The following is a 24580-nucleotide window of genomic DNA, read 5'->3' as shown; positions in this document are numbered from 1 at the left end:
GCCTGCTCTGACGGCGCCGTCAGGGCAGGCGGGGCAGCATGTCCCGCGCGCTGTGGCTGAGGACGCGGAGGTTTTCGGCGAACCGTTCCCGGTCCTCGACCGGCAGGGGCGCCAGGAAGTGGCGCTTGATGTTCTCCACGTGCGCACGGGCCGCGGCGACCGTCGTCTCCTCCCCCGTCGCGGTCAGGCGCACCAGGCGCGCACGCCGGTCACCGGGGTCCTCGACCCGCTCGACCAGACCGGCCGCCACCATGCGGTCCACCAGGCGGGTGGCCCCTCCCGTGGTCAGCACCTGCTCCTGGGCGATGGCGCCCATCGACAGCCCGGGCTCCCCCGCCCGTCCCAGGATCAGCAGCACCTCGAACATCAAGTGGCTGACGCCGCACTCCGCCTCCAGCGCCCGGCCCATGATGTACTCCAGCCGGTTCGCCGCCCCCTGCAACCGGCCGAAGGCCAGCACCAGGCCGTCGTTCGCCGCTTCCCCGGCGTCGAGATCTCCGCCTGCTCGTTCACGGCTCCGACACCCCTTTCCTCCTCGCAGCCATCCCTCCGGATCAGGCCGCACTCTCGCCGGGTGTCACCTGGCGGCTTTGATGCACCTGCCGGAACGTGCCCGGCGGCATGCCCGTGTGGCGGGTGAAGAACTTGCCGAAGTTGGTGGGTTCGGGGAAGCCGAGGCGGCGTGCGACGGTCGCCACGGGCTCGTCGGTGTGGGCGAGCAGGCGCCGGGCCTCCAGGGCGACACGGCCGTCGATGACGTGCTTGACGGGCTGTCCGGTGGCGGCCGCGCAGGCGCGGGTGAGGGTCTTGACGGTGTAGCCGAGGCGCTGGGCGTAGTCGGCGGCGCGCCGGGTGGTGGCGTAGGAGCGCTCCAGCTCGGCGCGGAAGCGGGCGTAGACCTCCCCGCCCGCGTGCGGGTCGCCGCCACCCTCCGGGTGGGGCAGCCGGTCGACCTGCAACAGCACGGTGGCCAGCAGCAGTTGCAGGATCTCCGAGGACACGTCCTGCAGCGGCCGGCCGTATTCGGCCCGCAACTGGCCCAGCAGCGTGGACAGCACGGCGTACTCGGGACTTGCGCCCAGCTGCCGGCACGTGGCCCCGTACCAGTCGCCGACCAGCCGGTCGGCACTGCTGGCGTGTGGCGGGAAGGCCGAAGTGAACAGCAGGTGCGTGCCGTTCGCGGTGCCCGGCCGCACGAAGCTCTGCACCTGTCCGGGGCGGACCCACAGCAGGGTACCCGGGCGGATGGGGTAGGTCACGAAGTCGACGGCGTGCTCGCCGCTGCCCTCGGTGATGAGGGTGAGGGTGTGGAAGTCGACCCGGTGCACCGCGTCCGGCCGACTCCGCCGGCGTCGGCGTCGCTCGTGCAGGGTGGACAGGTCGATGATCTCGAAGCCGGGGATCCGCTCCTCGGGCGGGTTGAAGTCGAACCGGGGGATGGCGCCGCCCCGGGAAGGGTCGTCCGCGTCACGGCCGGGGGCGATCATCGCACTCTCCGAATGTCCTCGATTTACCACGCCGGGTCTCCAGCGTATCTCGCCTGCCTGCGCTTTCGCGGCGAGAGTGGAGGACATCAAGGGCGACGCAAGGCCGCCCTCACCTTCAGGGAGCACCCCATGAACGGCACGGTCACGGTCCTCGACAAGGGCGCGGTCCGCATTCACAGCTACATGTCCCCGGCGGACACCTTCCACACCACCACCCAGCTGATCGAGACCCCGGCGCGCATCATCGCGATCGACGCCCAGCTGATCCCCGCCTACGCGGACGAGGCGATCGCCTACGCCAAGGGGCTGGGCAAGCCGCTGGACCGGCTCATCGTCACCCACGCCCACCCCGACCACTACAACGGTGCCGCCCGGTTCGGCGTCCCCGTCCACGCTCTGGCCGTGGTGCGCGAGCAGATCATCGCGCGGGGCGACAGCCGGCTTCCGACCGGACTGGTCATCCCCGTCGGCGACTTCACCCCGACCGTGGATCTCACCCCCGGCACCGAGGTCGTCGACGGCGTCCCGTTCGTCTTCGAGGCCGTCTCCGGCGGTGAGGCCGCCGACGAACTGCTCATCAAGCTGCCCGAGCAGGGCGTCCTGGTCGCTCAGGACCTCGTGTACAACGACGTCCACCTCTACCTGGGCAACAACGACATCACCGGCTGGCAGCAGGCGGTCGACGCGCTGGCCGCCGAGTCCGGCTACGACACGATCCTGGCGGGCCACGGCCTGCCCACCGGGCCCGAGGTCTACGCGGACGTGCGCCGTTACCTGACCGACGCCCGCGAGCTGCTCGGCGACGACGGTGACGCGTACAAGAAGGCGATCGTGGACCGCTACCCCGCCCACGTCGGCCCGTTCATCATCGACATCGCCAACCGGTCGCTGTTCGGCGCCGGCCACTGACCGCGCACCCCCTGATCGCGAAAGGAACCAGGCATCATGCGGATCACCATCATCGGCGCCGGCAACATGGCCCGCGGCATCGCGACCCGGGCACTGGCGGGCGGGCACACGGTGACCCTCACCGGCAAGGACCCGGCCAAGGCGGCCCGGCTCGCCGAAGAGCTCAGCGCACAGGCGGCGGGCGACGCCGCCGTGCGGGCGGGTGACGACTCCGCGGTGGACCCCGCCGAACTCGTCGTAATGGCCGTGCCGTTCGCCGCCGCCAAGGAACTCACGGCCTCCCTCGGGGCCCGGCTGAGCGGCAAGGTCCTCGTGGACATCAGCAACCCCGTCGACGCCTCGCTGGAGGCGCTCGTCGTCGCACCGGGGACCTCGGCCGCCGAGGAGATCGCCGGGGCCGCCGCTCCCGGCACGCGGGTCGTCAAGGCGTTCAACACCACGTTCGCCACGACGCTGGTGACCGGCCAGGTGGGCGGCACCGCGCTGGACGTCTTCATCGCCGGTGACGACGAGCCGGCCCGAAAGCAGGTCGCGCAGCTGGTGACGTCCGGCGGACTCCACGCGGTCGACGTCGGGGCGCTGCGGCACGCGCGCGAGCTGGAGGGATTGCAACTGCTGCACATGGCCCTGCAGCTCAGCGAGGACGGCTACGGCTGGGCGAGCACGGTCAAGATCGTCGCACCCTGATCCCCGCTCCGCCCATTCCCGGACATGCCCCGTACACCCGGCCCCCGATGCCGGTGGGAGGCCACACCGGCGTGATCACGGCGGTCGACAGCCACGCGGACCCCGATCCCGGTCGCCGTCCGTCGCGGCACCGTCCGCGTCCCCGGCGCCGCGTACCTCACGAACCCTCCTGAGGGCCCGTTTCGGCCGACGCGGCGGAACAGGGTCTCCTCCGTCGCGCGCCGGTGCCCGTCCCGTCCGGCCGGCACCGGCACGGCGGCACCGGCGGCGCTCCCGGCCCGCCTCCACTCCCGCATCCCTGGACCACCCATGTCAGAAACACACCCGGCCGTCGCCGTCACGGAGGACCGTGCCGCGGTCCGGCCAGTCGGCCCCCGCCGTCTGCCGCTCGTCCTGATCCTGGGCGCGCTGACCGCACTCGGCCCGCTCACCATCGACCTCTACCTGCCCGCGCTCCCCGAGGTCAGCGGGGATCTGCATGTCTCACAGGTCGTCACCCAGCTCACTCTGACCGCGTTCATGGTGGGCATCGCGGTGGGCCAGCTGGTCATCGGCCCGCTCAGCGACACCCTCGGCCGGCGACGGCCGTTGCTGGCCGGACTGGCCGTGTACGTGGTGGCGGGTGCCGTGTGCGCCGTCGCGCCGGACCCGGCGGTTCTCATCGGGATGCGGCTGGTGCAGGGGCTGGCCGGCGCGGCGGGCATCGTCATCGCCCGGGCCGTCGTCCGCGATCTGTACGACGGTCTCGGCGCGGCCCGGCTGCTGTCCTCGCTGATGCTGGTCTCCGGCACCGCGCCGATCCTGGCTCCGGTGCTGGGCGCCCAGTTGCTGCACCTGACCTCCTGGCGCGGCGTCTTCGTCGCCCTCACCCTGCTCGGCCTGGCGGTCCTGGTGGCCACCGCCGCCCTGCTGACCGAGACCCTGCCTGCCCCCCGGCGCCGTCCCGGCGGATCGGCCAGCACCCTGCGCACCATGCACGGCCTGCTCCAAGACCGTCCCTTCACCGGCTACCTGCTCACGGGCAGCCTCGGCTTCGCGGCCCTGTTCGCCTACATCGCGGGCTCCTCCTTCACCCTCCAGCAGGTGTACGGCGCCTCCCCGCAGACCTACAGCCTGCTGTTCGCCCTCAACTCGATCGGCATGGTGGCGACGGGTCAGCTGAACGGCAAAGTCCTGCTCGGGCGTTTCCCCTCGCACCGTGTCCTGGCAGTTGGCCTGATCGTGCTCGTCTGCGCCGGCACCGCCCTGGTCCTGCTGGTCACGACCACGCATGCGAGCCTGTCCACCATCGCGGCTGCCCTGTTCCTCATCGCCTGCCCCGTCGGTATGATCTTGCCCACTACCACGGCCCTCTCTCTTCAGCGGGCCCCGCACACGGCAGGCAGCGCATCCGCGCTGCTGGGCACCACTCAATTCCTCATGGGCGCTCTGGCCCCCGCCCTGGCCGGCCTCGGCGAGCAGCACACCGCCCTGCCCATGGCCGCGTCGGTCCTCGGCCTCGCGCTGGCCGCGGCAGCCTGCTTCCTCTCCCTGTGCCGTCCTTGGAGAGCCACCCCCGACCCGCTCGCTCGGTGAGCGCGGGAAACCTCAAAAAGCGAGCCACATTCATGGAAAAAGTGTCCACAGCGGCGGACGTCCGAGCCTACGAAACACTCGCACTGCTCAGCCGTCTCGTCGAAACCTCGGTGAACCGCGTTCTGCAGCAGGAGTTCACCCTCACGTGGGAGGAATACGCGACCCTCTCCCATCTCCACAGAACCCCTCTTCAATTCCTGCACATGACAGAGTTGGCGACCGCGCTCGGATTCTCCAGAAGCCGTGTGTCCCGCGCTGTCGCCCGTCAGGAACTCCGAGGGCTGATCTCCCGCACGGCATGTCCCCGAGACGCCCGCGCGGCCCACGCTGCCGTCACCGACCAGGGCATCGTCCTCCTCCGTGAGGTCGGCGGCCTGTATGAAACCACCGTGCGTGGCAGCCTCACGAAGCTCGGCGTCGACACCGAACAGGTAACAGATCTGGTGGAACGACTGACGACGAACGGGTCCGGTCGCGCCCTTACGACCGATCGGTCCTTTCTGGCGCTTACACGTGTCGCAAGCGGCTGTCATTTTGTCGGACGCACACGTACAAGCGGAAGGCACGCTCGCTAAATTGATCGTGCGGGCGCCGCAGACCACAGCGGCCGAGTTCCCGCCCATTCTCTCTTCCCTCCCCCACCTCACGGCATGCCTTCCGGCATGGCACTCCCCACAACAATTGGAAAGCGCGCAAGTGATGAGAATCCTTCAGCGGTTCGGTCCGGGACTGGTCGTCTCCGCCATGGCGGTCGTGCTGGGCACGTCCGGGCCGGCCGCCGCCGACGAGACGAGCGCCGACAGCGGCGCCACGTACTACATCTCGCTCGGCGACTCCCTGGCCTCCGGCTACCAGCCGGACGTCGACAAGGACACCCACCTCGCCTACACGGACCGGCTCTACGCACAGCTCAAGCAGCACGACCCCAGGCTGAAGCACATACGCCTCGGCTGCACCGGGGAGACCACGCAGTCGCTGATCAAGGGCGGCACCTGCCACTACCCCGGCGCCGCGTCCCAGCTCGACGCCGCACTCAAGGCCATGACTCAGCACCACGGCAGGGTCGCCTATGTGACGCTCAGCGTGGGCGCCAACGACATCCAGGCGTGCGTCAGCCCCGCCGGGACCCTCGACGGCACGTGCCTGAACAAGGCGAGCCGGACCATGGGGACGAACCTCGCCCGGATCACGGGCGCGCTCCACAAGGCCGGTACGAAGAACACCCGGTTCAGCGGCTCGACGTACTACAACCCGTTCCTGGCGACGTGGCTGCTGGGCGATGCGGGGCAGAAGGCCGCCAAGGCGTCGGCTCCCCTGATCAAGGAGGGCAACAAGGGGATCGCCCAGGTGTACGCGGCCACCGGCTTCAAGGTCGCCGACGTGGCCGGGGCCTTCTCGTCGGACGACTTCGACACGCTCGTCGACATGCCCGGTGCGGGCAAGGTCCCGGCGAACGTGGCAAAGATCTGTCAGCTCACCTGGGCGTGCACGCCGAAGCAGGACCCACACCCGAACACCGAGGGCCACGAGGTGATCGCGTCGGCCTTCGCGGCGACGTTGTCGAAGCAGAGCGATGCTCCCGGCCGGAAGGTGGCTCCCGGGGCCAGTACGTCGCCCTCCCCGGTCGCCGCGAGCGACACGGGCGCCAACCACCCCACCACGAACGGGGATCTCGCCGAGACCGGCGCGTCGAGCAACACGCCCCTGGTCGCGGGCGGCGGTCTCGCGGTGGTGGTGGCCGGCACGGCCGCGGTCTGGTTCGGGCGCAGGCGCCGTACGGCCGGTCAGAGCTGACGGACGCACCGGAGAGCCGGGCCGCCCGCGGTGTCGCGGGCGGCCCGGCGGTCGACGAGGCCGGGAAGGGCGACGTCACCGGCGTCGTATCACCCTGGCGTACCGGCCGTCCCGGTGGGCCTCACAGAGTCGTGAAGGTCCACATCAGGTTGGTGCTGCCGTCGTAGGTCCACTGCTTGGTGACGGAGCCGGATGGCACGTTGCCGCCGCCGTCGAGGACCAGGCCGGTGGTGCGGTTGGCGATCGAGTAGCGGCCGTCGCCCCGGTGCGTGATGCGCCACTGCTGGTTGCTGCCCCCGTTCCAGGCGGCTTGCCGGGCGGTGGAGCCGTCGGCGGCGGCGCCCCAGCCGTCGGCCACCATGCCGTTGGCGCGGTTGACCAACTTGTAGTAGCCGCCGCCGACTTCGACCGCCTGCCAGTGCAGGTTGGGACTGTTGTCCCATTTCCACTGCTTGAGGTCGGAGCCGGAGGCGACGTCACCGCCGGAGTCCAGGGCCAGGCCGTCCGTGACGTTGGTGATCCGGAAGTACGAGGACGGCGCGAACTGGACCCTGAGCGAGGCGATCTTGTCGTTGCCGCCCGTGCCCCGTAGGTCGGGGAGATCGGTGGTGAACGTCCACGAGGTCCCGGTGAAGTCCTCTCCGGAGTAGCCGGTCACCTGGTAGCCGGGGGCCAGCCGCAAGGAGGAAAGACTGCGGGGGCGGAGACCTGCGAGCCGAAGTTGCTCAGCGTCGTAGTCGCCGACGGCGAGCACCGCGGCCGGCCCGCGGTAGCCGGAGTCCGGGAAGACCACGGCACCGCGCAGGGGGCGCAGACCGGGGATCTGACCGGAGAACCCGAGCTTCAGGACATAGGCGTGGGCCTGGAACGGCGCTGTCGCCGGCAGGGTCACCCGCAGGCCGGTCGCGTCCTGGACCGGCTTGGGCAGGGTGATGTAGTGACCGGCCTCGTCGTCGAGCAGTTTCACCGACCGCAGCGAGGTGAGATCGATCCGGTCGGAGTTGAGCGTGCCGATCGTCAGCGAACTCCCGGGCCAGCCCAGGACGGTGGCGTACAAGGCGGTGTTGGCCTTGTTCCGGGTGAACCTGATGTCCTGTGCCGTGCCGGCGGTCGGGTTGGTGAAGGAACCGCCGCCCATCTTCGTCGGGCCCTCGCCGTACGCGGTCCAGGCGCGGGTCGAGTACACGGACTCCCCGAAGCGCTTCAGGTAGTCGCCGATGCCCAGCAGGATGTCCTTCTGCGCCTGCGGGATGGTGCCGTCCACCTTCGGCGCGATGTTGAGCAGCATGTTGCCGTTCTTGCTCACCCGGTCGATGAACGAGTGCAGCATCTGCTGGATGCTGTAGTAGCCGATGCCCTCCGTGTAGCACCAGCTGGAGCTGGAGATGCTGTCGTCGGTGAGCCAGTACGGGGCGGTGAGGTCGCCCGGGCCGCCACGCTCGTAGTCGAAGACCTGACCGCGGTCGCTCATGCCGTCCTTGTAGGTGGCGACGACTTCCTTGCCCCACGCTTCGGCCTGGTTGTAGTAGTACGCCAGGAAGTCGAGCCGCTGCTTCTCGTCGACGGCGTCGAGCTTGAAGTCCTGCCAGAGGATGTCGGGGCGGGCGCGGTCGATGACCTCTTTGAGCTTGTCGTACCAGAGTTGGTTCTCCTCGGCCGTACTCAGCTGCCCGTACAGCTTCTTGAGGCTGGGGTCGGTCTGTGCGGGCACATGGTCGAAGAAGCCGTTGAAGTGGTACGCGTGATGCATGGCGACCAGGAGTTTCAGTCCCCTGGCGCGGATGGCGTCGGTGAAGAGCCGCAGCAGGTCGAGCTTCGGGCCCTTGGCGACCGAGTTCCACTCGCTGACCTTGCTGTCCCACATCGAGAAGCCGTCGTGGTGCTCGGCGACGGGGCCGGCGAACCGGGCACCGGCGTCGACGAACAGCTGAACCCATTCCTTCGGGTCGAAGTTGCCGCCCGCCGACTTCAGCTTGGGCGCGAACTGCACGGTGTTGCCCGCCAGATCCTTCCCTCCGTCGATGAAGTTGCGGTAGGGCCAGTCCGAGGGCGAGCCATAGGTGGCGACATGGTGCTTGTTGGCCGCGTTGCCCTCGATGTACATGTGGCGCGGGTACCACTCGTTGTCGTAGGCGGGGACGCTGAAGGCACCCCAGTGGAAGTAGATCCCGAACTTGGCGTCTTTGAACCACTCCGGGGCCGGCGTGTGCCGGTCGACCGATTCCCAGTCGGGTGTGTAGGTGGTGCGGGTGCGGGGTGCTGCCTGCGCGCCACCGGCGCCGAACAGGCCTCCGGCGGTGGTCGCGGCAGCCACCACTGTGGCTGCCGCGAGGAACTGACGTCTGTTGGTCCGACTCGACATGGGCGTCCCTGCGACGAAGAGGAAGGGGGTGCGCTCGGAGGCGAGGCTCCGAGCGCCCTGGTACCAGGGACGAAGGTCAACCATGCAACCTGCTCATGTCAACGGGTCTGCACGTGATTGATGGGATGGATATTGCGGAGAATCGGCTTCACATCGAGGAATCCAGACTTTCAGCCCGCACTCATCCCATCAATCACGTGCTCTGCAGCTGTACCGACCCGTCAGGCGGTGCGCTGCTGGAACTGCTGGTTCGTGCCGGCGCCGCAGGTCCACTGGATCAGGCGGGCGCCGTTGGCGGTGGAGCCGTTCTCGACGTCCAGGCACTTGCCGCTGTGCCGGGCGACGAGACGGTAGTAGCCGTTGCCCTGGTCCTGCAGGAGCCACTGCTGGTTGGTGCCGGTGGTGCAGCGGTACTGCTGCACGTAGGCGCGGTCCGCGGTGGAGTTGTTCGCAACGTCCAGGCACTTGCCGCTGTGCTGGGCGATGATCTGGACGTAGCCGCCGCCGGCGTCCTTCAGGCGCCACTGCTGGTTGAGGCCGCTGCCGCAGTCGTACTGCACGACGTCATAGCCGTCGGCGGCCGAGTTGTCCTTGACGTCGACGCACCTGCCGCTGTGCCGGGCGACGAAGTTGTAGTAGGGGCCGCCGCCGACGCCGGTGACGGTGCCTGCGGCCGTGTCGATGGCGACCTGCGGGTACCAGGGCAGGTTCATGGTCCTGCTGGTGGGGAAGGTCAGCGGCAGCCAGACGTACTGCGAGTCGTTGACCGTGCCGCCGATGGAGTTGCCCCAACGGTCGCCCATGTACAGGTACGAGGTGCCCGACGTGCCCTGGACGGGCAGGACGAAGGTGGTCTGGGAGCCGTATGCCGTCGCGTCACCGACGTCCACCATGGCGCTCCAGGGGCCGGCGAGGTTGGTGGCGGTCGCGTAGCGCTGCTGGTTGGGGTTCCAGCCGCTGGTGGTGGAGGTGAGCATGAAGTAGACGCCGTTGCGCTTGAACAAGGCCGGCGCCTCACGGAAGGCGCCGGGCCACGGGTCGGCGACCAGCCTGTCGATCTTCGTGTAGTCGGCGCTCAGCTTGTAGATGTGGAGGTCGGCGTTGTTGTTCGCGGCCGAGATGAAGTAGGCCGTGCCGTCGTCGTCCTTGAACAGGGTGTCGTCGCGTGACATTTCACCGAGCGGCCGGAAGCTGCCCTGGAAGGTGTAGGCGCCGTCGACCGTGTCCGAGACCGCGACGGCGGCCCGGGCCTCGGTGTAGTCCTTGCCGTTCTCCTTGTGCATCCACATCACGAACTTGCCGGTGGCGCTGTTGTAGATCACCTTCGGCCGCTCGATGTTGGCGAGAGCCAGCTCGGGGGCGCTGCTCTGGGTGAGGGCGTCGCCGCGGGACTCCCAGGTCTTCAGGTCCGTGGACCGGTAGACCGAGACGGCCTTGAACGTGTTGTCGGGATTGCGGTTCTCGCCGAACCAGTAGTAGTACGAGCCGACCTTGATCATGCCGCCCCCGTGGGCGTGGATCACGGCTCCGGTGGTGTCGGTGAACTGGGTCGCGTTGGTCACGGTAACGGAAGCGGCCTGCGCGGGCGTACCGGCGGACAGGAGTCCGAGCACGCCCACGAGCAGGGCCGACAGGAGCAAGCAGGCACGACGGAGCATGGCATCCATGCCTTTCTTCGCAATGACGGGAGAACGTGTCGCCGGAGCCCCGCGCCTGCACGGCCTCGTCGACATCAGATGAGACATCCCATCCGATCACTTGGGAAATTGTTCGAACGTGCGCGTTTTAGATGGAGGGACGTTAAGCCCGCGTTTCGCTCTCGTCAAGACGTGACGCTTCCGGGATACATCCCATGTTGTGGCACCCCTTCCCCACTTCGTCCGTACGTCAGCGGCATCAGTGGCGAATCATGCGTCACAACCCTGGACAGACACCCCTCGGATGCCCGTTAATCCATCCCATGTATCCCAGTGGGTCGGGACGGCGAGAGGGGACACTCATGCGCCTCGAGCCCGCGGCCGAGCCCCACTGATGCCGCCCGGCCGGCCGTCAGCGGCGCCGGGCTGCCTCCGTCGAACGAACAGGACGCATCACAGTGTCGGAACCCCTCTCCCGTAGATCAGTTCTCGCCGGCATGGCGGCCATGACAGTGGCGGCGACGATCGGCACCGTCGCGGCCGGAACCCCCGCGTACGCCGCGGTCGCCCCCTCCCCTCTGCCCCTGGTGCCCCTGCGGATCCCGAAGACCGAACTGGGCATCGAGCAGCAGTCCAACGCGAAGCTCCAGTGGCTGCAGGACGCGAAGCTCGGCATGTTCATCCACTGGGGTGTGTACTCCGGCCCGGCCAAGGGCGAGTGGTACATGGAGAACTCCGCCGTCACGCCGGAGACCTACAAGAAGTACTTCACCGACGCGACCGGCGAGCAGTTCACGGCCAGCGCGTACAGCCCGGCCGACTGGGCCCAGCTGGCCAAGGACATGGGCGCGAAGTACATGGTGCTCACGGCCCGGCACCACGAGGGCTTCGCGCTGTGGCCGTCCACCCACCCGAACGCCTGGCATTCCGGCCAGGCCCCGATGCAGCGGGACCTGATCAGCGAGTACGTCACCGCCGTACGCAACGCCGGGCTCAAGGTGGGCCTCTACTACTCCCCCATGAGCTGGCGCTACCCGGGCTACTTCGACGTCACCGGCACCAACTGCCTGCCGAACAAGTGGGGTTACACCACCGATCCCGCGCACAAGGAGAACGCGCGGATCATGAAGAACGAGGTCTACCAGCAGATCAAGGAGCTGATGACCAACTACGGCAAGATCGACGACATCTACTTCGACGGCGGCTGGCTGGGCCAGCAGGGCACGGACGCGTCCGCCGCCTTCTTCTGGGAGCCCGGCAAGCTCCGCAGCAGCTCCAACCAGTGGCCGGTGGACGCCGCCTACAGCGAGACCGACTCCGCCACCGGCAGCCCCCTCGGTGTGATGGGCGTGGTGCGCAAGCACCAGCCCGACGTCGTGGTCAACCCGCGCTCCGGCTGGATGGGCGACTACGTCAGCGAGGAAGGCCCGTCCATCCCGAGCGGCGCCATGCGCACAGACCGTCTGTCGGAGAAGAACTTCACCATCGGCGGGGCCTGGGGCTACAAGGCCGGCACAGGCGTGATGAGCTTCGGCACCATCATGAACATCCTGGTCAACTCCTGGGTGCGCAACATGGTCGTCCTGCTCAACGTCGGCCCCGACCGCACCGGTGTGATCCCCGCCGACCAGGCCGCGGCGGTGCGCAGGGTCGGCGACTTCCTGACCACCTGCGGCCAGGCCGTCTACGGCACGCGCGGCGGGCCCTGGCAACCGGTGGACGGCCAGTACGGCTTCACGTGCAAGGACAACACCTTCTACGTCCACCTCCTGGGCACCTACAGCGGCACCTCCTTCACCACCCCGTCCATAGGAGACGCGCAGGTCACCCGCGTGTTCGACGTCGTCACGGGCGCCAGCCTCCCGTACACCGTCGGTGCGGACGGCAAGGTGTCGATCAGCGGCATCAACCGCACCCGCATCCCCGAGGACAGCGTCGTCGGCGTCACCCTGGACCGCTCCGTACACCCGACCGACATCGCCGCCGGCAAGACCGCGACCTCCGACAGCGAGGAGACGTCCAAGGGCAACACCGCGGCCAAGGCGCTCGACGGCTCCACCGCCACCCGCTGGTGCGCGAACGACGGCAGCGCCGGCCACTGGCTCAAGGTCGACCTCGGCACGACGCGCTCGCTGACCGGCGCCCGGATCGCCTGGGAACTGGCCGACACCAACTACCAGTACAAGATCGAGGGCTCCACCGACAACAGCACGTGGACCATGCTCGTCGACGCCAGAGGCACCGCCAGCACGCGCCAGGTCCAGGCGACCGCGTTCCAGGCCCAGGCACGCTACGTCCGCGTCACCGTCACGGGGCTGCCCAACACCATCTGGGCGTCCATCCGCAGTCTGGAGGTCTACGACCGGCCCTTCATCGGGGACGTGGGCACGTACAAAATCATCAACCGCAACAGCGGCAAGGCGCTGGACGTCGCCGACGCCTCGACCCTGGACGGCGCCGAGCTCATCCAGTGGCCGTATGGCGGCGGACCCAACCAGCAATGGCGCCTCCTGCCGAACACCGACGGCTCCTTCCGGCTGGTCAACGTCAAGAGCGGCAAGCTCCTGCAGAGCCCCAACAGCGTCCAGGGCGCCACCTTGACCCAGATGCCCGACAACGGCGGCGACAACCAGTGGTGGAACCTGGTTCCCTCGGCCACCAACGGCTATCACCGGCTCGTCAACGTCCGCACCGGATGGTGCGCCGACGTAGCCGGTGGATCGACCGCCGACCGTGCCAAGGTCATCCAGTGGCCCATCGGCAGCGGCGCCAACCAGGAATGGCAGATCGTCGCCCTCTGACCAGCGGCACGGCGGTCAGGCCGTTCGCTCGCGGGAACGCGCGACGATCGGCCTGGCCCCACCGCTGATACGGGGTCACAGTCGGGAATCTCCTGGGCCACGGGAGGTGTCGAACCCGTCATTCCGTGGTGCAGTCGGCTCATGGCCCCATCTCTCACGGACGACCAGGACGCTCCCGCGCCGCTGCGGCGTGAGCGCCCTTCCCGGCTGATCGATGTCACCGTCGCCCTGCTGCTCCTGATCGCGGACGCGGTCATCGTCGTCGTCGGCGGGGTGCTGCTCTTCATGGTCGGCATGGGCAGGTCGGAGCCGCCGTCCTCCCCGCCGGCCGAGCGGTCCTCCGGCACACCGGTTCTGGCGTGGCTCGTCATCTGGGGCGTTCCGGCCGTGGCGGCGGCAGGCGCCGTCGTGCACGCCCGGCTGAGGATGCCCGTCACCGCCGCAGTGCAGAGCCTGTTCACGCTCGTCTGCGTGCTCCTGGCCGTCGCATGGACGCGCATGCTGTTGTCGTGAGAAGGGTCCGGCGCACCGCCCCCGCTGGCTGTCACCAGGTCACGGGCAACTCCAGGGGGAAGCGCCGGATGGTCCGCGTGTCCCAGCGCACGGCCTCGGCCGGAACGGCCAGGCGCAGGGCGGGCAGGCGGGTGAACAGGACCCCGATCGCGGTGCTGAGTTCCGCGATCGCGAGCGTGCTGGCGATGCAGTGATGGTTGCCCCAGCCGAACGTCATGTGGGGGTGGGGCGAACGGTCGACGTCCAGGGCGTCAGGGTCCTCGAACACCGCGGGGTCCCGGTTGGCCGCGAGGTAGGAGACGTGGACGAAGTCGCCCGCGCGGATCAGCACGCCCTCCACCTTGACGTCCTCCAGGGCGATGCGCGGGATGCCGACGCCCTTGCGGAAGGGGATGTGCCGCAGGAGTTCGTCCAGCAGCCGGGGCAGACGTCCGGGACTGCTCCTCAGCAGATCCAGCAGCTCGGGACGGGTGAGCAGGGTGAAGGCGATGTTGCTGATCTGGCAGGTCGCCGTGTCGTTGCCGCTGAGGATGAGAGTGAGTGCCAGGACGGCCAACTCGTCGTCGCTCAGGGGCTCCTCCCCCGGCTCGCAGGCCGCCATGGTGTTGATGAGGTCGGCACCTCCTTCCCCCCGGCGTTCGGCGACGAGCGCGGTGAAGTAGGCGCGCAGGAACTGCTTGGCCTCGGCCGCCTCCTGCCTGGCTTCGGGGGCGGTCGTGAGCATCTGCTGGGTGCAGCGCAGCATGAGGGGCCGGTCCGCGGCGGGTACGTCCAGCAAGGCGCAGATGGTGTGGTTGGGCAGTTGCGCGGACAGACCGAGGGCCAGGTCGGCCGGCGGGCCGTGTTCGATCATCTCGTCCACGAGGCGGTGGGCCACTTGCTCGATGGCCGGCGTCATGCGCCTCACGCCGCTCTGCGTGAAGGCCCGGGCGGCGGCATGGCGGAGCCGGGTGCTGCGCGGCGGGTCCATGACGTTGAGCGACTCCGGCGAGACGATCGGCTCCGGAGTCATCCGGGGGTAGTCGCGGCCGACGATGCCGGCCCGGCTGAACCTCGGATCGGTCGTCACCTGCCGTACGCCCTCGAAGCTGGTGACCAGCCACGCGTCGGCTTCGCCGTAGGGCAGCCGGATACGGCTGACCGGGCCGCCGGCCATGAGCTGTACGAGTGACGGGTCGAAGGCCAGTTGCTCACTGAAGTCGAAGGGGCAGGCGGCGGCGTGGGCCATGTGTACTCCTGAACGCGTGCGGAGGTGCCGCCATGTGGGCGGAACCGGGCGGGCCCGGGGCACGGCCGCCCGGCCCACGGGGGACATTTCGCATAGTGCGGCAGAGCGCCGCTCCATGCACCCAGTGCCGGGTCAAACGGCAGAAAGCGGGGAGACGTGCCCGATCCCACCCCTCAGCCAACGCGGCAGCCTGACGTGGACGTGCTGGTCGTCGGCGGCGGCCCCACCGGTCTCACTCTCGCCTGCGACCTGGCCAGGCGTGGTGTGCGGACCCATGTCATCGAGGCCGGCGACCGGCTCCTGCCCGGGTCGCGCGGCAAGAGCCTGCAGTCCCGCACGCTGGAGGCCTTCGACGACCTCGGTGTCGTCGAGGCTCTCACGGCCGCAGGCTCCCCCTTCCCGCCGATGCAGACCTGGCACGACGGCGAACGCCGGGGAGAGTGGCAGCTGATCCGGCCGGACCCCGAGGCTCCGGTGTCACGGCACCCGCGGCCGTGGCTGGTCCCTCAGTGGCGCACGCAGGAGATCCTGCGCGATCGGCTGCTCGATCTGGGCGCAACGCTGGAGTGCGGTGCCCGGCTCACCTCCCTCACGCAGACGGACACGGAGGTGACGGCCGAGGTGACGCGCTCGGACGGTGACCGTCGCCGGATGTCGGCGCTCTACCTGGTGGGCGCCGACGGCAGCCACAGCACGGTGCGTGAGTCCCTGGGCATCGCCATGAAGGGTGAGGAGAGCGGGCTGCGCTCGGCCGTGGTGGCCGACGTCCGCGTCGCGGGCCTGGATCGCGATCACTGGCACATCTGGGCCGATCCGGCAGGTGAACTGCTGCTGTGCCCGCTGCCCGGAACCACCGACTTCCAGCTGAACGCCAAGATCACCGGTGCGGAGTTCACCGCGACGCCCGAGACCGTGCGCGGTCTGGTCGCCGCCCGCACCCACCTGCCCCGCGACGCCCTCACGGACGTGCGGTGGTTCTCGTTCTACCGGCCTCGTACCGCTATGGCCGAACGCTTCCGTCAGGGGCGCGTCTTCCTCGCCGGGGACGCCGCGCACGTGCACCCGCCCGGCGGGGGCCAGGGGCTGAACATCGGCGTGCAGGATGCCTGCAACCTCGGCTGGAAGCTGGGCCAGGTCATCGGTTGCGGTGCCCCGGACGCGCTGCTGGACAGTTACGAAGCGGAGCGTCAGGCTGCCGCGGCGGACACGCTGGACCTGAGCACGCGCCTGTACCGGGCCGGTCGCACATCCCAGGACCCCGACGAGCAGGCACGCTACCGGGGGCGGGTCTGCCACCTGCTGTCGGTGCACTACCGCGACAGCCCGCTCTCGACCGACGCGCGGGTGCGCCGCTCTCCGACCGGTTCCGAGGCCGGCGACCGCGCGCCCGACCTCCCGTGCGTCACCACCGAGGGCCCCTGCCGCAGCCTCTTCGACCTGTTGAGAGGCCCGGACTTCACTCTGCTCGCGGTGAACTGTGCATTGCCTCCCGAGGCGGCGGGTCTGCGTACCCACCGGGTGACCGGCGGGCCGCTCGCGCAGGAACTGGGCACCGGGTTGTTCCTCATCCGCCCGGACCAGCACATCGGTCTGGCCGCTGACAGCCCTGAGCACCTCGGCAGCTACCTGGCGCGCGTCGGGCTCGGGAGCGCCGGGACGTAGCAGCCACACGTCCCTCGAGACCGTCCGGCCATCCTCACGTCGAGGCAGGTCCGGTGGCGAGACGTCACCGGACCTGCTGGAGCGTCGGGTCAGCGTCGGCGGGCCCAGCCTCCTCCGACGCCTGCCACCTGCAGCGCCAAGCACATCAGTCCCAGCAACATGACGTTCGTCGAAGAGAACACATCGTTGGTGCTGATCTCAGCCGCGTTGATCAGGAACGCCAGGAAGAACAGCACTGCCGCGACTATGCCGAGCATGACGAGCTCCTCTCGAAGGGGATGCAGCCCGTATGCCCCGCCTGCACGCCCGCAGACACCGCAATGTTCGCCCGCCTGTGCGGGCACCGATGAAGTCTTCTGCCGGCTGCCACTCTGACGCAGAAGAGCAACTCGGCCTGCCCGCAGTCCCGTTGACTCTCCAGATCGCCGACCGGAGACTGACATCGAGGAAAAGGACGCTGCTCACCGGGAACAAGCACGTGCTCTTGTCCGTACCATCTCCCACCAGGACGACGTGCGGTACACAGGAAGGGTCAGCGCCATGCCCGAGACAACAACTCCCGCCACCGAACTGGCATCGCAGTACATCGCCCAGGTGACGGGCGACCTTGAGGCGAACCTCAAGGAACAGGAGCGCATCAGCGCGGACATCGCCTCCCTGCAGGAAAGGCTCGCCGCTCTGCAACACGACCACGGCGTGCTGATCAGCATGCAGCAGGCACTCGGCATCACTCAGGCCCGGGCGGGGTCCGCAGTCGAGTCCGACAGCGCCACTGTGCCCTCCCCGCGGCGGAAGAAAGCCGACGCTGCGACCGGCGGGAAGCAGAAGGCACGCAAGTCGGCCACCGCCCCCGCGAAGAAGACAGCCCGGAAGTCCCCGGCCAAGAAGGCGAACACCGCCCAGGCCGCCGAGCTGACCCTCGTCGAGCTCATCCGCCGCCACCTCGCCGAGCAGAAGGAACCGCGCTCCGCCGCCGAGATCGCCACGGCGCTCGGCCAGGCCCACCCCGACCGCGACATCTCCCCCAAGGTCGTACGCGTCACCCTCGAGAGCCTCGTGGCCAAGAGCGGGGCCGAGCGTTCCAAGCAGGGCAGGTCCGTCTTCTACAGCGCGCCTGCGCAGAGCGGCAACACGGCAGCCGACGCCGAGGCACAGTCCGAGCCCACGGACGGATGACGATAGGCCGCGCCGGCCCGACGGGCCGGCAGGACGGCCGGGGGACAGCGCCGGGCTCGGGCCCCCGCCCCCGTTCGGCAGCGGCCGTCGCCTGCAACCCGACCCGAGGTCCCGGCGAGGCCGCTCGCCTGGTGCGCTACATTGCCCGCCATGCCTGAACTCGGGGCCACCGACTGGCCGCCCGCCCCCTTACGGACCGAACGGCTCGTTGTCCGCGCGTCCGAGGCACGGGACCGGGCGGCGTTCATCGAGCTGTTCGCGTCGCCGGAGGTGGGCACCTACGTCGGTGGCGCCCGACCCCATGATGAGCTCGAGCGTGCGGTCCCCGAGGTGCCCGGGCGCCGCTTCGGCCTCTTCGTGATCGAACTCGACGGAGCGATGGTCGGTATGGTCACCCTTGATCGGCGTGGCCCGGAGCGTCCAGGTCATGTCCGGCCGGAGGCCGATGAAGCCGAACTGGGTTACATGCTGCTGCCCGAGGTCTGGGGACGCGGCTATGCCGCCGAGGCGTGCGCGGCGGTGCTCGGCTGGTTCGCCGACGCTCGCCCCGGTGAGCCGGTGGTGATCTCCACCCAGACCGCCAACGTACGGGCGATGGGCCTGGCGGCGAAGCTGGGGTTCACCGAGGCGGGGCGGTTCGAGGAGTACGGCGCCGAGCAGTGGTTCGGCGTGCGGGCTCCGGGCACGCCTTCCGGTTGAGCGGCCGCTTCCCGAGGCGGGAAGGGTCTCTGAACCGAGCTTGCGTCGGCGATGCAGGTGTGGACATGCGGAAATCGAGGTGCCCGAACAGGGCGTGCGTCTCTACCCTCGGCCCCATGCGTCGCGAATCCGCCCTGCTGAACGTCATCGACGTGGAAGCCACCTGCTGGGAGGGGCAACCGCCGCCCGGCTCGGTGAACGAGATCATCGAGATCGGTCTCACCGTCGTGGACGTTTCCGCACTGCGCCGTGTGTCCCGGCACCGCATCGTGGTCCGCCCTGTCCGGTCGGCAGTGAGCGGCTTCTGCACTGCGCTGACCGGCCTGACACAAGCCGAGGTGGAACAGGGCGTCCCCTTCGCCGAGGCATGTCGGGTCCTCGTCGAGCAACACGAGGCCGGAGAACGCCCCTGGGCGAGCTGGGGCGAGTACGACCGCCGGCAATTCGTTCGGCAGAGCCGGGCCGACGGGGTGGCCTATCCGTTCGGGTGGCCCACGCAACACACCCACACCAACGCCAAGGCCGTCTTCGCCGCGGCGTACGGGCTGCGCAAGAAGCCCGGCATGGAACGCGCTCTGCAGATCGCCGGACTGCCGCTGGAGGGCCGCCATCACCGTGGCGAGGACGACGCGTGGAACATCGCGGCACTCGTCCTCGATCTGGTGGGCCGCGGGGCATGGCCGGTCTCGGCCGCGGTCACGTAGAGAGCGTTCCGTCGCGTCACGGCCCGGGGCTCAGTCGCTCGGCGACGGCCCGACCGGCGCGGTCACGCAGAGCTCGCTCCAACGTCTCTGCCACGATCGCGTACGGCAGCGCGGGAGGGTTTTCGAAGGCGGATGAGAGTGCGCCACGCGAGAGAAGTACCTGCACCGCGCCTTGTGGCTCCATCGGCAACACCCCGGCGTGCGTTGCCTGATGCTGCCTCAGCGGGCGGAGGCTTCCGCCGGGGCCGGGGCGTCGGGCCGCTGCGCGTGGCCGAGGGCTGCGGGGACCGGGCGGGCGTCGTCGGAGTCCAGGCGGAGCATGGCCGCCTCGTCCGGGGTGCCGGGGGGCGCCTGGTAGACGACCATGCGCTGGCCGCCCGTCCGGGCCAGTCGCATGACCTCGTAGGTCAGCGTCATCGGGCCGGCCTTGGGGTGCCGGAACGACTTCTGTCCACCGCCGCGTTCGCAGACGTCGTACCGCTCCCAGAGGCGTGCGAAGTGCGGTGACTTCAGCATCAGTTCCCCGACGAGTGCGGTGAGCTCGGGGCTGCCCGGGTCGGCCCCGCCGACCGCTCGCAGATGCGCGACCGACAGCGCGACGGTCTCCTCCCACGGCTCGTAGAGCGTCCGGCCGACCGGGTGGAGGAAGAGGTAGCGCGTCAGGTTCCGCTGGTCCTCGGGCCAGTCCCAGAGCCCGGGCATCAGCCGCCGGCCGGGCGGGTTCGCGGCCAGGACGCGGTTGTACCGGCTCACGACATAGGCGGGCAGCGGACGCACCGACTCCAGCATCCGCAGCACCGAGTCGCGCACGTCGTGGTCCGAGCAGGCCGGCAGCTCGGCGGTGCGGCCGGAGGCCAGCTCCGCGAGCTCGTGCAGGCGCTCGAAGCCGTCGCCGCGCAGTCGGAGGGTGCGGCCGATGGCGTCCACGACGGCCGGTGAGGGGTTGGTCTCCCGGCCGCGCTCCAGGCGGATGTAGTAGTCGACGCTGACTCCGGCCAGCGCGGCCAGCTCCTCGCGGCGCAGTCCGGGAGTGCGGCGCAGGCCCGCGCCGGCCGGGAGACCGACATCCTCCGGGCGCACCTGCGCTCTGCGGGCCTTCAGGTATCGGCCTAGCTCCGTGCCCCTCACATCCGCTGCTGTCATCCGGTCATTGTCGCAGGCGGTCAAGAGGCGTGGGGGGCCGTGTCAGGGCCAGGAACGCCGCGCCCGGGGCAGCGCGCGGTCTGTTGCCGACCGCGGATGGGGCGGAGAGTCGGTGTCGGAGCGGGCGGCCCGGCCGCCGGGGCCCAGGGGGTGCACGACACCGGACCGCGGCCCCGGTGCGCCGCAGCCGCCCGCCCGGTCACCCCTTCCACCATCCCCATTCCCAGCCGCTGTCGCGGAGTTCAGGAGCTCACCATGCCGGTCACCCCTCCCCCGCCCCTCTCCGCCGCCTCCGGTCCCGGGCGCGGGGCGGAGCCGCCGACACCCTGGCAGGGTCGAGGCACGCAGGACCGGCCCCGACCGGGCGTGCCGCCCGCCGGGAGCGTCACCGCACCGAGGCGAGGCGGTGCCGCCCTGGTCGCTTCGCTTCTCGGCTTCACGCTGATCACCATCGACGTATCGGCCGTGAACATCGCGCTGCCCTCGATCCGGAGCTCCCTGGACAGCGGAATGTCCGGACTGCAGTGGGTCGTTGACGCCTACACCCTGATGTTCGCGGCCCTGATGCTCTCGGCGGGCGCACTCGCCGACCGCACCGGCGCCCGTCGCGCCTACGGCTGGGGTATCGCCCTGTTCACCCTTGCTTCTCTCGCCTGCGCGCTGGCGCCCGGCATCGGTGTGCTGGTCGCCTCACGCGTGGCGCAGGGCGCTGCCGCCGCAATCGTCATGCCGGCCTCGCTGGCGCTGATCCGGCAGGCCTACGAGGACGCGCGGGCACGGGCCCGGGCCATCGCCCTGTGGACGGTCGGCGGCTCGGTGGCGATGGCAGCGGGGCCCGTGCTGGGCGGGCTGCTCACCGACACGGCCGGCTGGCGGGCGGTCTTCCTGCTGAACCTGCCCGTGGGCGCGGTCGTCCTGGGCCTGCTGCTCCGGGTGCCGCGCTCCCCGCGCCGGCCCGCCGCGCTGGACGTCGCCGGTCAGCTCACCGCCGTACTGGCGCTGGCGGGACTGGCGTTCGCCGTGATCGAGGGCGGTCACCTGGGCTGGACCAGCGGAGCCGTCCTGGGGGCTGCCGCGCTCGCGCTTGTCTCCGGATGCGCGTTTCGCGCGGTGGAGGCCAGGCACCCACGGCCGATGGTTCCGCCGGCCATGCTGAGGGACCGCCGGGTAGTCGTCCCGCTCGCCGTCGGTTTCGCCGTCAACGCCGCCTTCTACGGCGGGATCTTCCTGCTCGGGCTGTACTACCAGCAGCTGCGCGGCATGTCGGCCGTCGAGGCCGGGTTGATGTTCGTGCCGATGTCGGCGGTCGTGACGGCGACCAATCTGGTGTCGCCGCGCCTCGCCGAGCGTGTCGGGCGACGTGCGGTCATCGTCACCGGGCAGGTCGTCTTCACCGGGGCGATGCTGGCCATGCTGCCGCTCGCCGTACACACTCCGGTGTGGCTCGTGCTCGTTCTGCTGCTGCCGCTCAGCGTCGGCGGTGCGCTCGCGGTGCCCGCCGTGACCGCGCTGCTGATGGACGTCGTCCCCGAGGAGCGCGCGGGAACCGCCTCCGGGCTCCTCAACTCCGTCCGCCAGACCGGTGGTGCGCTCGCCGTCGCACTCTTCGGAGGTCTGCTCTCGGGCCCCGGCGGGGTCTTCTCCCTCACGGGCATGCGGATCGGCCTCCTCACGGTCGCCGCCCTCCTCTTCGCGACCGCCGCTCTCGCCCGGCTCCTCCTGCCCCGGGGGTGACGTGGCGTTACCACTTGCGCCCGAAAGGCGGCTGCCCGCCGGTCGCGGGTGGCCGGTGGGTAGCAGGCGGGGCCACGCCGCCGGATGGACCAACCCAGCCGATTACAGACATATAGGTCTTAACCTGCGCGATATGAAGAAATGTCATATCGCACCTCTGGCGTGCCTGGCGGCGCTGGTCGGGACGGGGCTCGGCGCCGCTCCGCCCACCGCCGCCCACACGGTCCATGTCGTCAGGCCGGGAGAATCGATCCAGAAGGCGGTGGACTCCGCCCGGCCGGGTGACACCGTGCTCCTCGCGCGCGGCACCCACTACGGGAGCGTCGACGTGACCACGCCCGGGCTCACCCTGCATGGCGTGGGCCGCGGTACGGTGCTCCGCCCGGCGGCGGGCACGAGTACCGCCACCACTGCCCCGAGCGCCGCATCGCCCCGCGCGAAGGCCCCCGGCAGCTGTGCCGCGGCCGGCAACGGCATCTGCGTGACGGGCACGAAGGACCACGGCGTCGACGACGTCACCATCGCCTCCCTGACGGTGACCGGCTTCGACAAGACCGGCATCCACGCCCATGAGGCGGACGGTCTGACCGTGCGGGACGTCACCGCGGTCAAGAACGGGGTGTGGGGCATCGCCACCGAGTACTCGCTCCGTGGCGTGTTCCGCGGCAACACGGCCCGCGACAACGGCGACGCGGGTCTGCTCCTCGCCAACACGGTGAAGGAGGAGCAGGGCGCCGTGGACACCGAGGGCACCGTGGTGGAGCACAACCGGCTGGAGGGCAACCGGATCGGCGTCACCGTCCGCCGGCTGCGCAACCTGACCGTCGACGGCAACCACCTCACGGGCAACTGCGCGGCTGTTTTCGTCGTCGGCGACGAGAACAAGCCCAAGGCCGGCCTCGTGACCGTGCGCAACAACCGCATCGAGCGCAACAACAAGTTCTGCCCGAAGACCGCCCGGCTGGACGCCCTGCAGGGATCCGGCATCGTGGTTACGGGCGCCGACGACAACCTGATCACGCACAACGTGATCAAGGACAACGTCGGCAACTCCTCCCTGTCGGGAGGCATCGTCCTGTTCAAGAGCCTGGTGGGCACCCCCAGCGAGCGAAACCGGATCGACGCCAATCTGCTGCAGGGCAACTCCCCCGCAGACCTGGTCAACGCGGACCCCGGCCAGGGCAACACCTTCCAGGACAACTCCTGCGGTTCGTCCCGGCCCACCGGCCTGTGCTGACCCCCCGCCTCGCTCTTCGTCAACCCGGGGCGCGCACGCATGCCCCGTGACCCTCGTGCTTCACACGACCGAGAAGGAAGGAAGGCGGCACATGACGACCACTCAGCCTGCCCCCGCGCCGTCCATGCGGCTGCGGGAACTCGCATTCGGGGCGGCATGTGCCGCCGCCCTGCGCGCGGCCGCCCGGCTGGGCGTCGCCGACGCCCTCGGTGACACCCCCATGGCCGTGGAGGACATCGCGGCCGCGGTGAAGACCGAACCCCGCCCGCTGCGACGGCTCCTGCGGGCCCTGTCCTGCTACGGCGTCTTCACCGAGCGGCCGGACGGGACCTTCGCGCACACCGACGTATCCCGGCTGCTGCGCGAGGACGACCCGAACAGTCTGCGCGCCATCACGCTGTGGTGCACCGAGCCTTGGACCTGGGACGCCTGGCCGAAGCTGGACGAGGCGGTGCGCACCGGCCGCAACGTGGTGGAGGGCCTGTACGGCAAGGAGTTCTTCCCCTACCTCAACGAGGACGCCCCGGAGTCGGCCGACGTCTTCAACCGCGCCATGACGACCTCCAGCGTGCAGTCGGCGCGCGATGTCGCCGAGTTCCTCGACCTGTCGGGGAGTGCGTCGGTCGCCGACATCGGCGGTGGCCAGGGGCACGTGGTGGCGAGCCTGCTGGACAAGTACCCCGCGATGCACGGGACGCTGCTCGACCTCCCCCGGGTGGTGGAGAACGCCGTGCCGAGGCTGCGCGCCGGCGGCGACCTCGCGGACCGTGCGCGTGTGGTGCCCGGCGACGTCCGCACGGCCGTACCGGTGAAGGCCGACGTCTACGTCATCAAGAACATCCTGGAGTGGGACGACGAGAGCACGGCGCGCACGCTGCGCAACGTCCGTGAGGCCGGTGGTCCCGGGACGCGGGTCGTGGTCATCGAGAACCTCGTCGACGACACGCCCTCCATGCGGTTCAGCACGGCGATGGACCTGCTGCTGCTCCTCAACGTGGGCGGGGCGAAGCACACCACGCAGAGCATGGTGGACCGGCTGACCGAGGCGGGCCTGGTCATCGACGACATCAGTCCGGTCAACCCCTACCTGCACGCGTTCGACTGCCACGTTCCCGGCTGATCCGTCCGCGTCCCGTGGAGCCCTGGCCGCGGGGTTCGAGCTCGCCGCCCCCCGGCGTCTGGAGGCCGCCCTGCGCCAGGGCACCCCCCAGGTGCGGATCTCGCCCCGCGCG

The 24580-nt window shown here is 70.0% G+C and carries 21 protein-coding genes; 14 read left to right on the top strand and 7 right to left on the bottom strand.

The genetic code is table 11. From position 1 onward, the window contains the following. Positions 1 to 19: 19 nt before the first annotated feature. Positions 20 to 460 (bottom strand): MarR family winged helix-turn-helix transcriptional regulator, encoded by a 441-nt coding sequence (locus AB0F04_RS33585; RefSeq protein WP_362048794.1) that lies wholly within the window; start codon positions 458 to 460, stop codon positions 20 to 22. 94 nt (positions 461 to 554) lie between these two features. Further along, on the bottom strand, positions 555 to 1487 hold the full coding sequence (locus AB0F04_RS33580; RefSeq protein WP_362048791.1) for an AraC family transcriptional regulator: 933 nt from the start codon (positions 1485 to 1487) through the stop codon (positions 555 to 557). 129 nt (positions 1488 to 1616) lie between these two features. On the opposite strand from AB0F04_RS33580, the gene AB0F04_RS33575 reads away from it, so the two are divergent. The 5 genes from AB0F04_RS33575 (at position 1617) to AB0F04_RS33555 (ending at position 6452) form a co-directional block, all read left to right on the top strand. Continuing rightward, complete coding sequence (locus tag AB0F04_RS33575) at positions 1617 to 2396, top strand: MBL fold metallo-hydrolase (protein WP_362048788.1); 780 nt, start codon at positions 1617 to 1619, stop codon at positions 2394 to 2396. Positions 2397 to 2432: 36 nt separating this feature from the next. Continuing rightward, positions 2433 to 3083, top strand: a complete 651-nt coding sequence (locus AB0F04_RS33570) for an NAD(P)-binding domain-containing protein (protein WP_362048785.1) — start codon at positions 2433 to 2435, stop codon at positions 3081 to 3083. 309 nt (positions 3084 to 3392) lie between these two features. Beyond that, positions 3393 to 4658 (top strand): multidrug effflux MFS transporter, encoded by a 1266-nt coding sequence (locus tag AB0F04_RS33565; protein WP_362048782.1) that lies wholly within the window; start codon positions 3393 to 3395, stop codon positions 4656 to 4658. Continuing rightward, on the top strand, positions 4655 to 5233 hold the full coding sequence (locus tag AB0F04_RS33560) for a MarR family transcriptional regulator (RefSeq protein ID WP_362048779.1): 579 nt from the start codon (positions 4655 to 4657) through the stop codon (positions 5231 to 5233). Before AB0F04_RS33565 ends, AB0F04_RS33560 begins: the two co-directional genes overlap by 4 nt. Before the next feature lie 124 nt (positions 5234 to 5357). Further along, the gene (locus AB0F04_RS33555; protein ID WP_362048776.1) at positions 5358 to 6452 is read left to right on the top strand and encodes an SGNH/GDSL hydrolase family protein; all 1095 of its coding nucleotides are present in this window, start codon (positions 5358 to 5360) and stop codon (positions 6450 to 6452) included. Positions 6453 to 6573: 121 nt separating this feature from the next. On the opposite strand, the gene AB0F04_RS33550 is transcribed toward AB0F04_RS33555, so the two are convergent. Together AB0F04_RS33550 and AB0F04_RS33545 are read right to left on the bottom strand one after the other, a co-directional pair. Further along, positions 6574 to 8814 (bottom strand): alpha-L-fucosidase, encoded by a 2241-nt coding sequence (locus AB0F04_RS33550; RefSeq protein ID WP_362048998.1) that lies wholly within the window; start codon positions 8812 to 8814, stop codon positions 6574 to 6576. Between the two features lie 221 nt (positions 8815 to 9035). After that, entirely contained in the window at positions 9036 to 10472 is a 1437-nt protein-coding gene (locus AB0F04_RS33545; protein ID WP_362048995.1) for an RICIN domain-containing protein, read from the bottom strand. A gap of 476 nt (positions 10473 to 10948) precedes the next feature. Between AB0F04_RS33545 and AB0F04_RS33540 the strand changes: the two genes are divergently transcribed. Both AB0F04_RS33540 and AB0F04_RS33535 read left to right on the top strand, forming a co-directional pair. Beyond that, on the top strand, positions 10949 to 13252 hold the full coding sequence (locus AB0F04_RS33540; RefSeq protein WP_362048773.1) for an alpha-L-fucosidase: 2304 nt from the start codon (positions 10949 to 10951) through the stop codon (positions 13250 to 13252). A gap of 141 nt (positions 13253 to 13393) precedes the next feature. Beyond that, positions 13394 to 13765: a hypothetical protein gene (locus AB0F04_RS33535; RefSeq protein ID WP_362048770.1), complete on the top strand. Its 372-nt coding sequence runs from the start codon at positions 13394 to 13396 to the stop codon at positions 13763 to 13765. A gap of 31 nt (positions 13766 to 13796) precedes the next feature. Here AB0F04_RS33535 and AB0F04_RS33530 read toward each other — a convergent pair whose 3' ends face one another. Then, positions 13797 to 14993: a cytochrome P450 gene (locus AB0F04_RS33530; RefSeq protein WP_362048767.1), complete on the bottom strand. Its 1197-nt coding sequence runs from the start codon at positions 14991 to 14993 to the stop codon at positions 13797 to 13799. 195 nt (positions 14994 to 15188) lie between these two features. Between AB0F04_RS33530 and AB0F04_RS33525 the strand changes: the two genes are divergently transcribed. Continuing rightward, complete coding sequence (locus tag AB0F04_RS33525) at positions 15189 to 16655, top strand: FAD-dependent oxidoreductase (RefSeq protein ID WP_362048764.1); 1467 nt, start codon at positions 15189 to 15191, stop codon at positions 16653 to 16655. Between the two features lie 89 nt (positions 16656 to 16744). Here the strand turns inward: AB0F04_RS33525 and AB0F04_RS33520 are convergent, their stop codons facing one another. Then, entirely contained in the window at positions 16745 to 16912 is a 168-nt protein-coding gene (locus AB0F04_RS33520; RefSeq protein WP_199825594.1) for a hypothetical protein, read from the bottom strand. Between the two features lie 283 nt (positions 16913 to 17195). On the opposite strand from AB0F04_RS33520, the gene AB0F04_RS33515 reads away from it, so the two are divergent. The 3 genes from AB0F04_RS33515 to AB0F04_RS33505 all read left to right on the top strand — a co-directional run bounded on the left by AB0F04_RS33515 (position 17196) and on the right by AB0F04_RS33505 (position 19234). Continuing rightward, a complete protein-coding gene (locus AB0F04_RS33515; protein WP_362048761.1) occupies positions 17196 to 17831 on the top strand; it encodes a hypothetical protein in 636 nt (211 codons plus the stop codon). 150 nt (positions 17832 to 17981) lie between these two features. Beyond that, positions 17982 to 18530, top strand: a complete 549-nt coding sequence (locus AB0F04_RS33510) for a GNAT family N-acetyltransferase (protein ID WP_362048758.1) — start codon at positions 17982 to 17984, stop codon at positions 18528 to 18530. 116 nt (positions 18531 to 18646) lie between these two features. Continuing rightward, positions 18647 to 19234, top strand: coding sequence for a 3'-5' exonuclease (locus AB0F04_RS33505; protein WP_362048755.1), 588 nt, complete (start codon positions 18647 to 18649; stop codon positions 19232 to 19234). A gap of 219 nt (positions 19235 to 19453) precedes the next feature. Here the strand turns inward: AB0F04_RS33505 and AB0F04_RS33500 are convergent, their stop codons facing one another. Then, a complete protein-coding gene (locus AB0F04_RS33500; protein ID WP_362048752.1) occupies positions 19454 to 20377 on the bottom strand; it encodes a helix-turn-helix domain-containing protein in 924 nt (307 codons plus the stop codon). 255 nt (positions 20378 to 20632) lie between these two features. On the opposite strand from AB0F04_RS33500, the gene AB0F04_RS33495 reads away from it, so the two are divergent. The 3 genes from AB0F04_RS33495 to AB0F04_RS33485 all read left to right on the top strand — a co-directional run bounded on the left by AB0F04_RS33495 (position 20633) and on the right by AB0F04_RS33485 (position 24468). Further along, positions 20633 to 22111, top strand: a complete 1479-nt coding sequence (locus AB0F04_RS33495) for an MFS transporter (protein WP_362048749.1) — start codon at positions 20633 to 20635, stop codon at positions 22109 to 22111. Positions 22112 to 22244: 133 nt separating this feature from the next. Continuing rightward, a complete protein-coding gene (locus AB0F04_RS33490) occupies positions 22245 to 23348 on the top strand; it encodes a right-handed parallel beta-helix repeat-containing protein (protein WP_362048746.1) in 1104 nt (367 codons plus the stop codon). A gap of 91 nt (positions 23349 to 23439) precedes the next feature. Beyond that, positions 23440 to 24468 (top strand): methyltransferase, encoded by a 1029-nt coding sequence (locus AB0F04_RS33485; RefSeq protein WP_362048743.1) that lies wholly within the window; start codon positions 23440 to 23442, stop codon positions 24466 to 24468. Positions 24469 to 24580: the final 112 nt, after the last annotated feature.

This window comes from Streptomyces sp. NPDC029041 (genome assembly GCF_040637515.1).
GTDB lineage: Bacteria > Actinomycetota > Actinomycetes > Streptomycetales > Streptomycetaceae > Streptomyces.
Note: the sequence above shows the minus strand (reverse complement) of the source record. Positions and strands in the feature narration are given on the sequence as shown.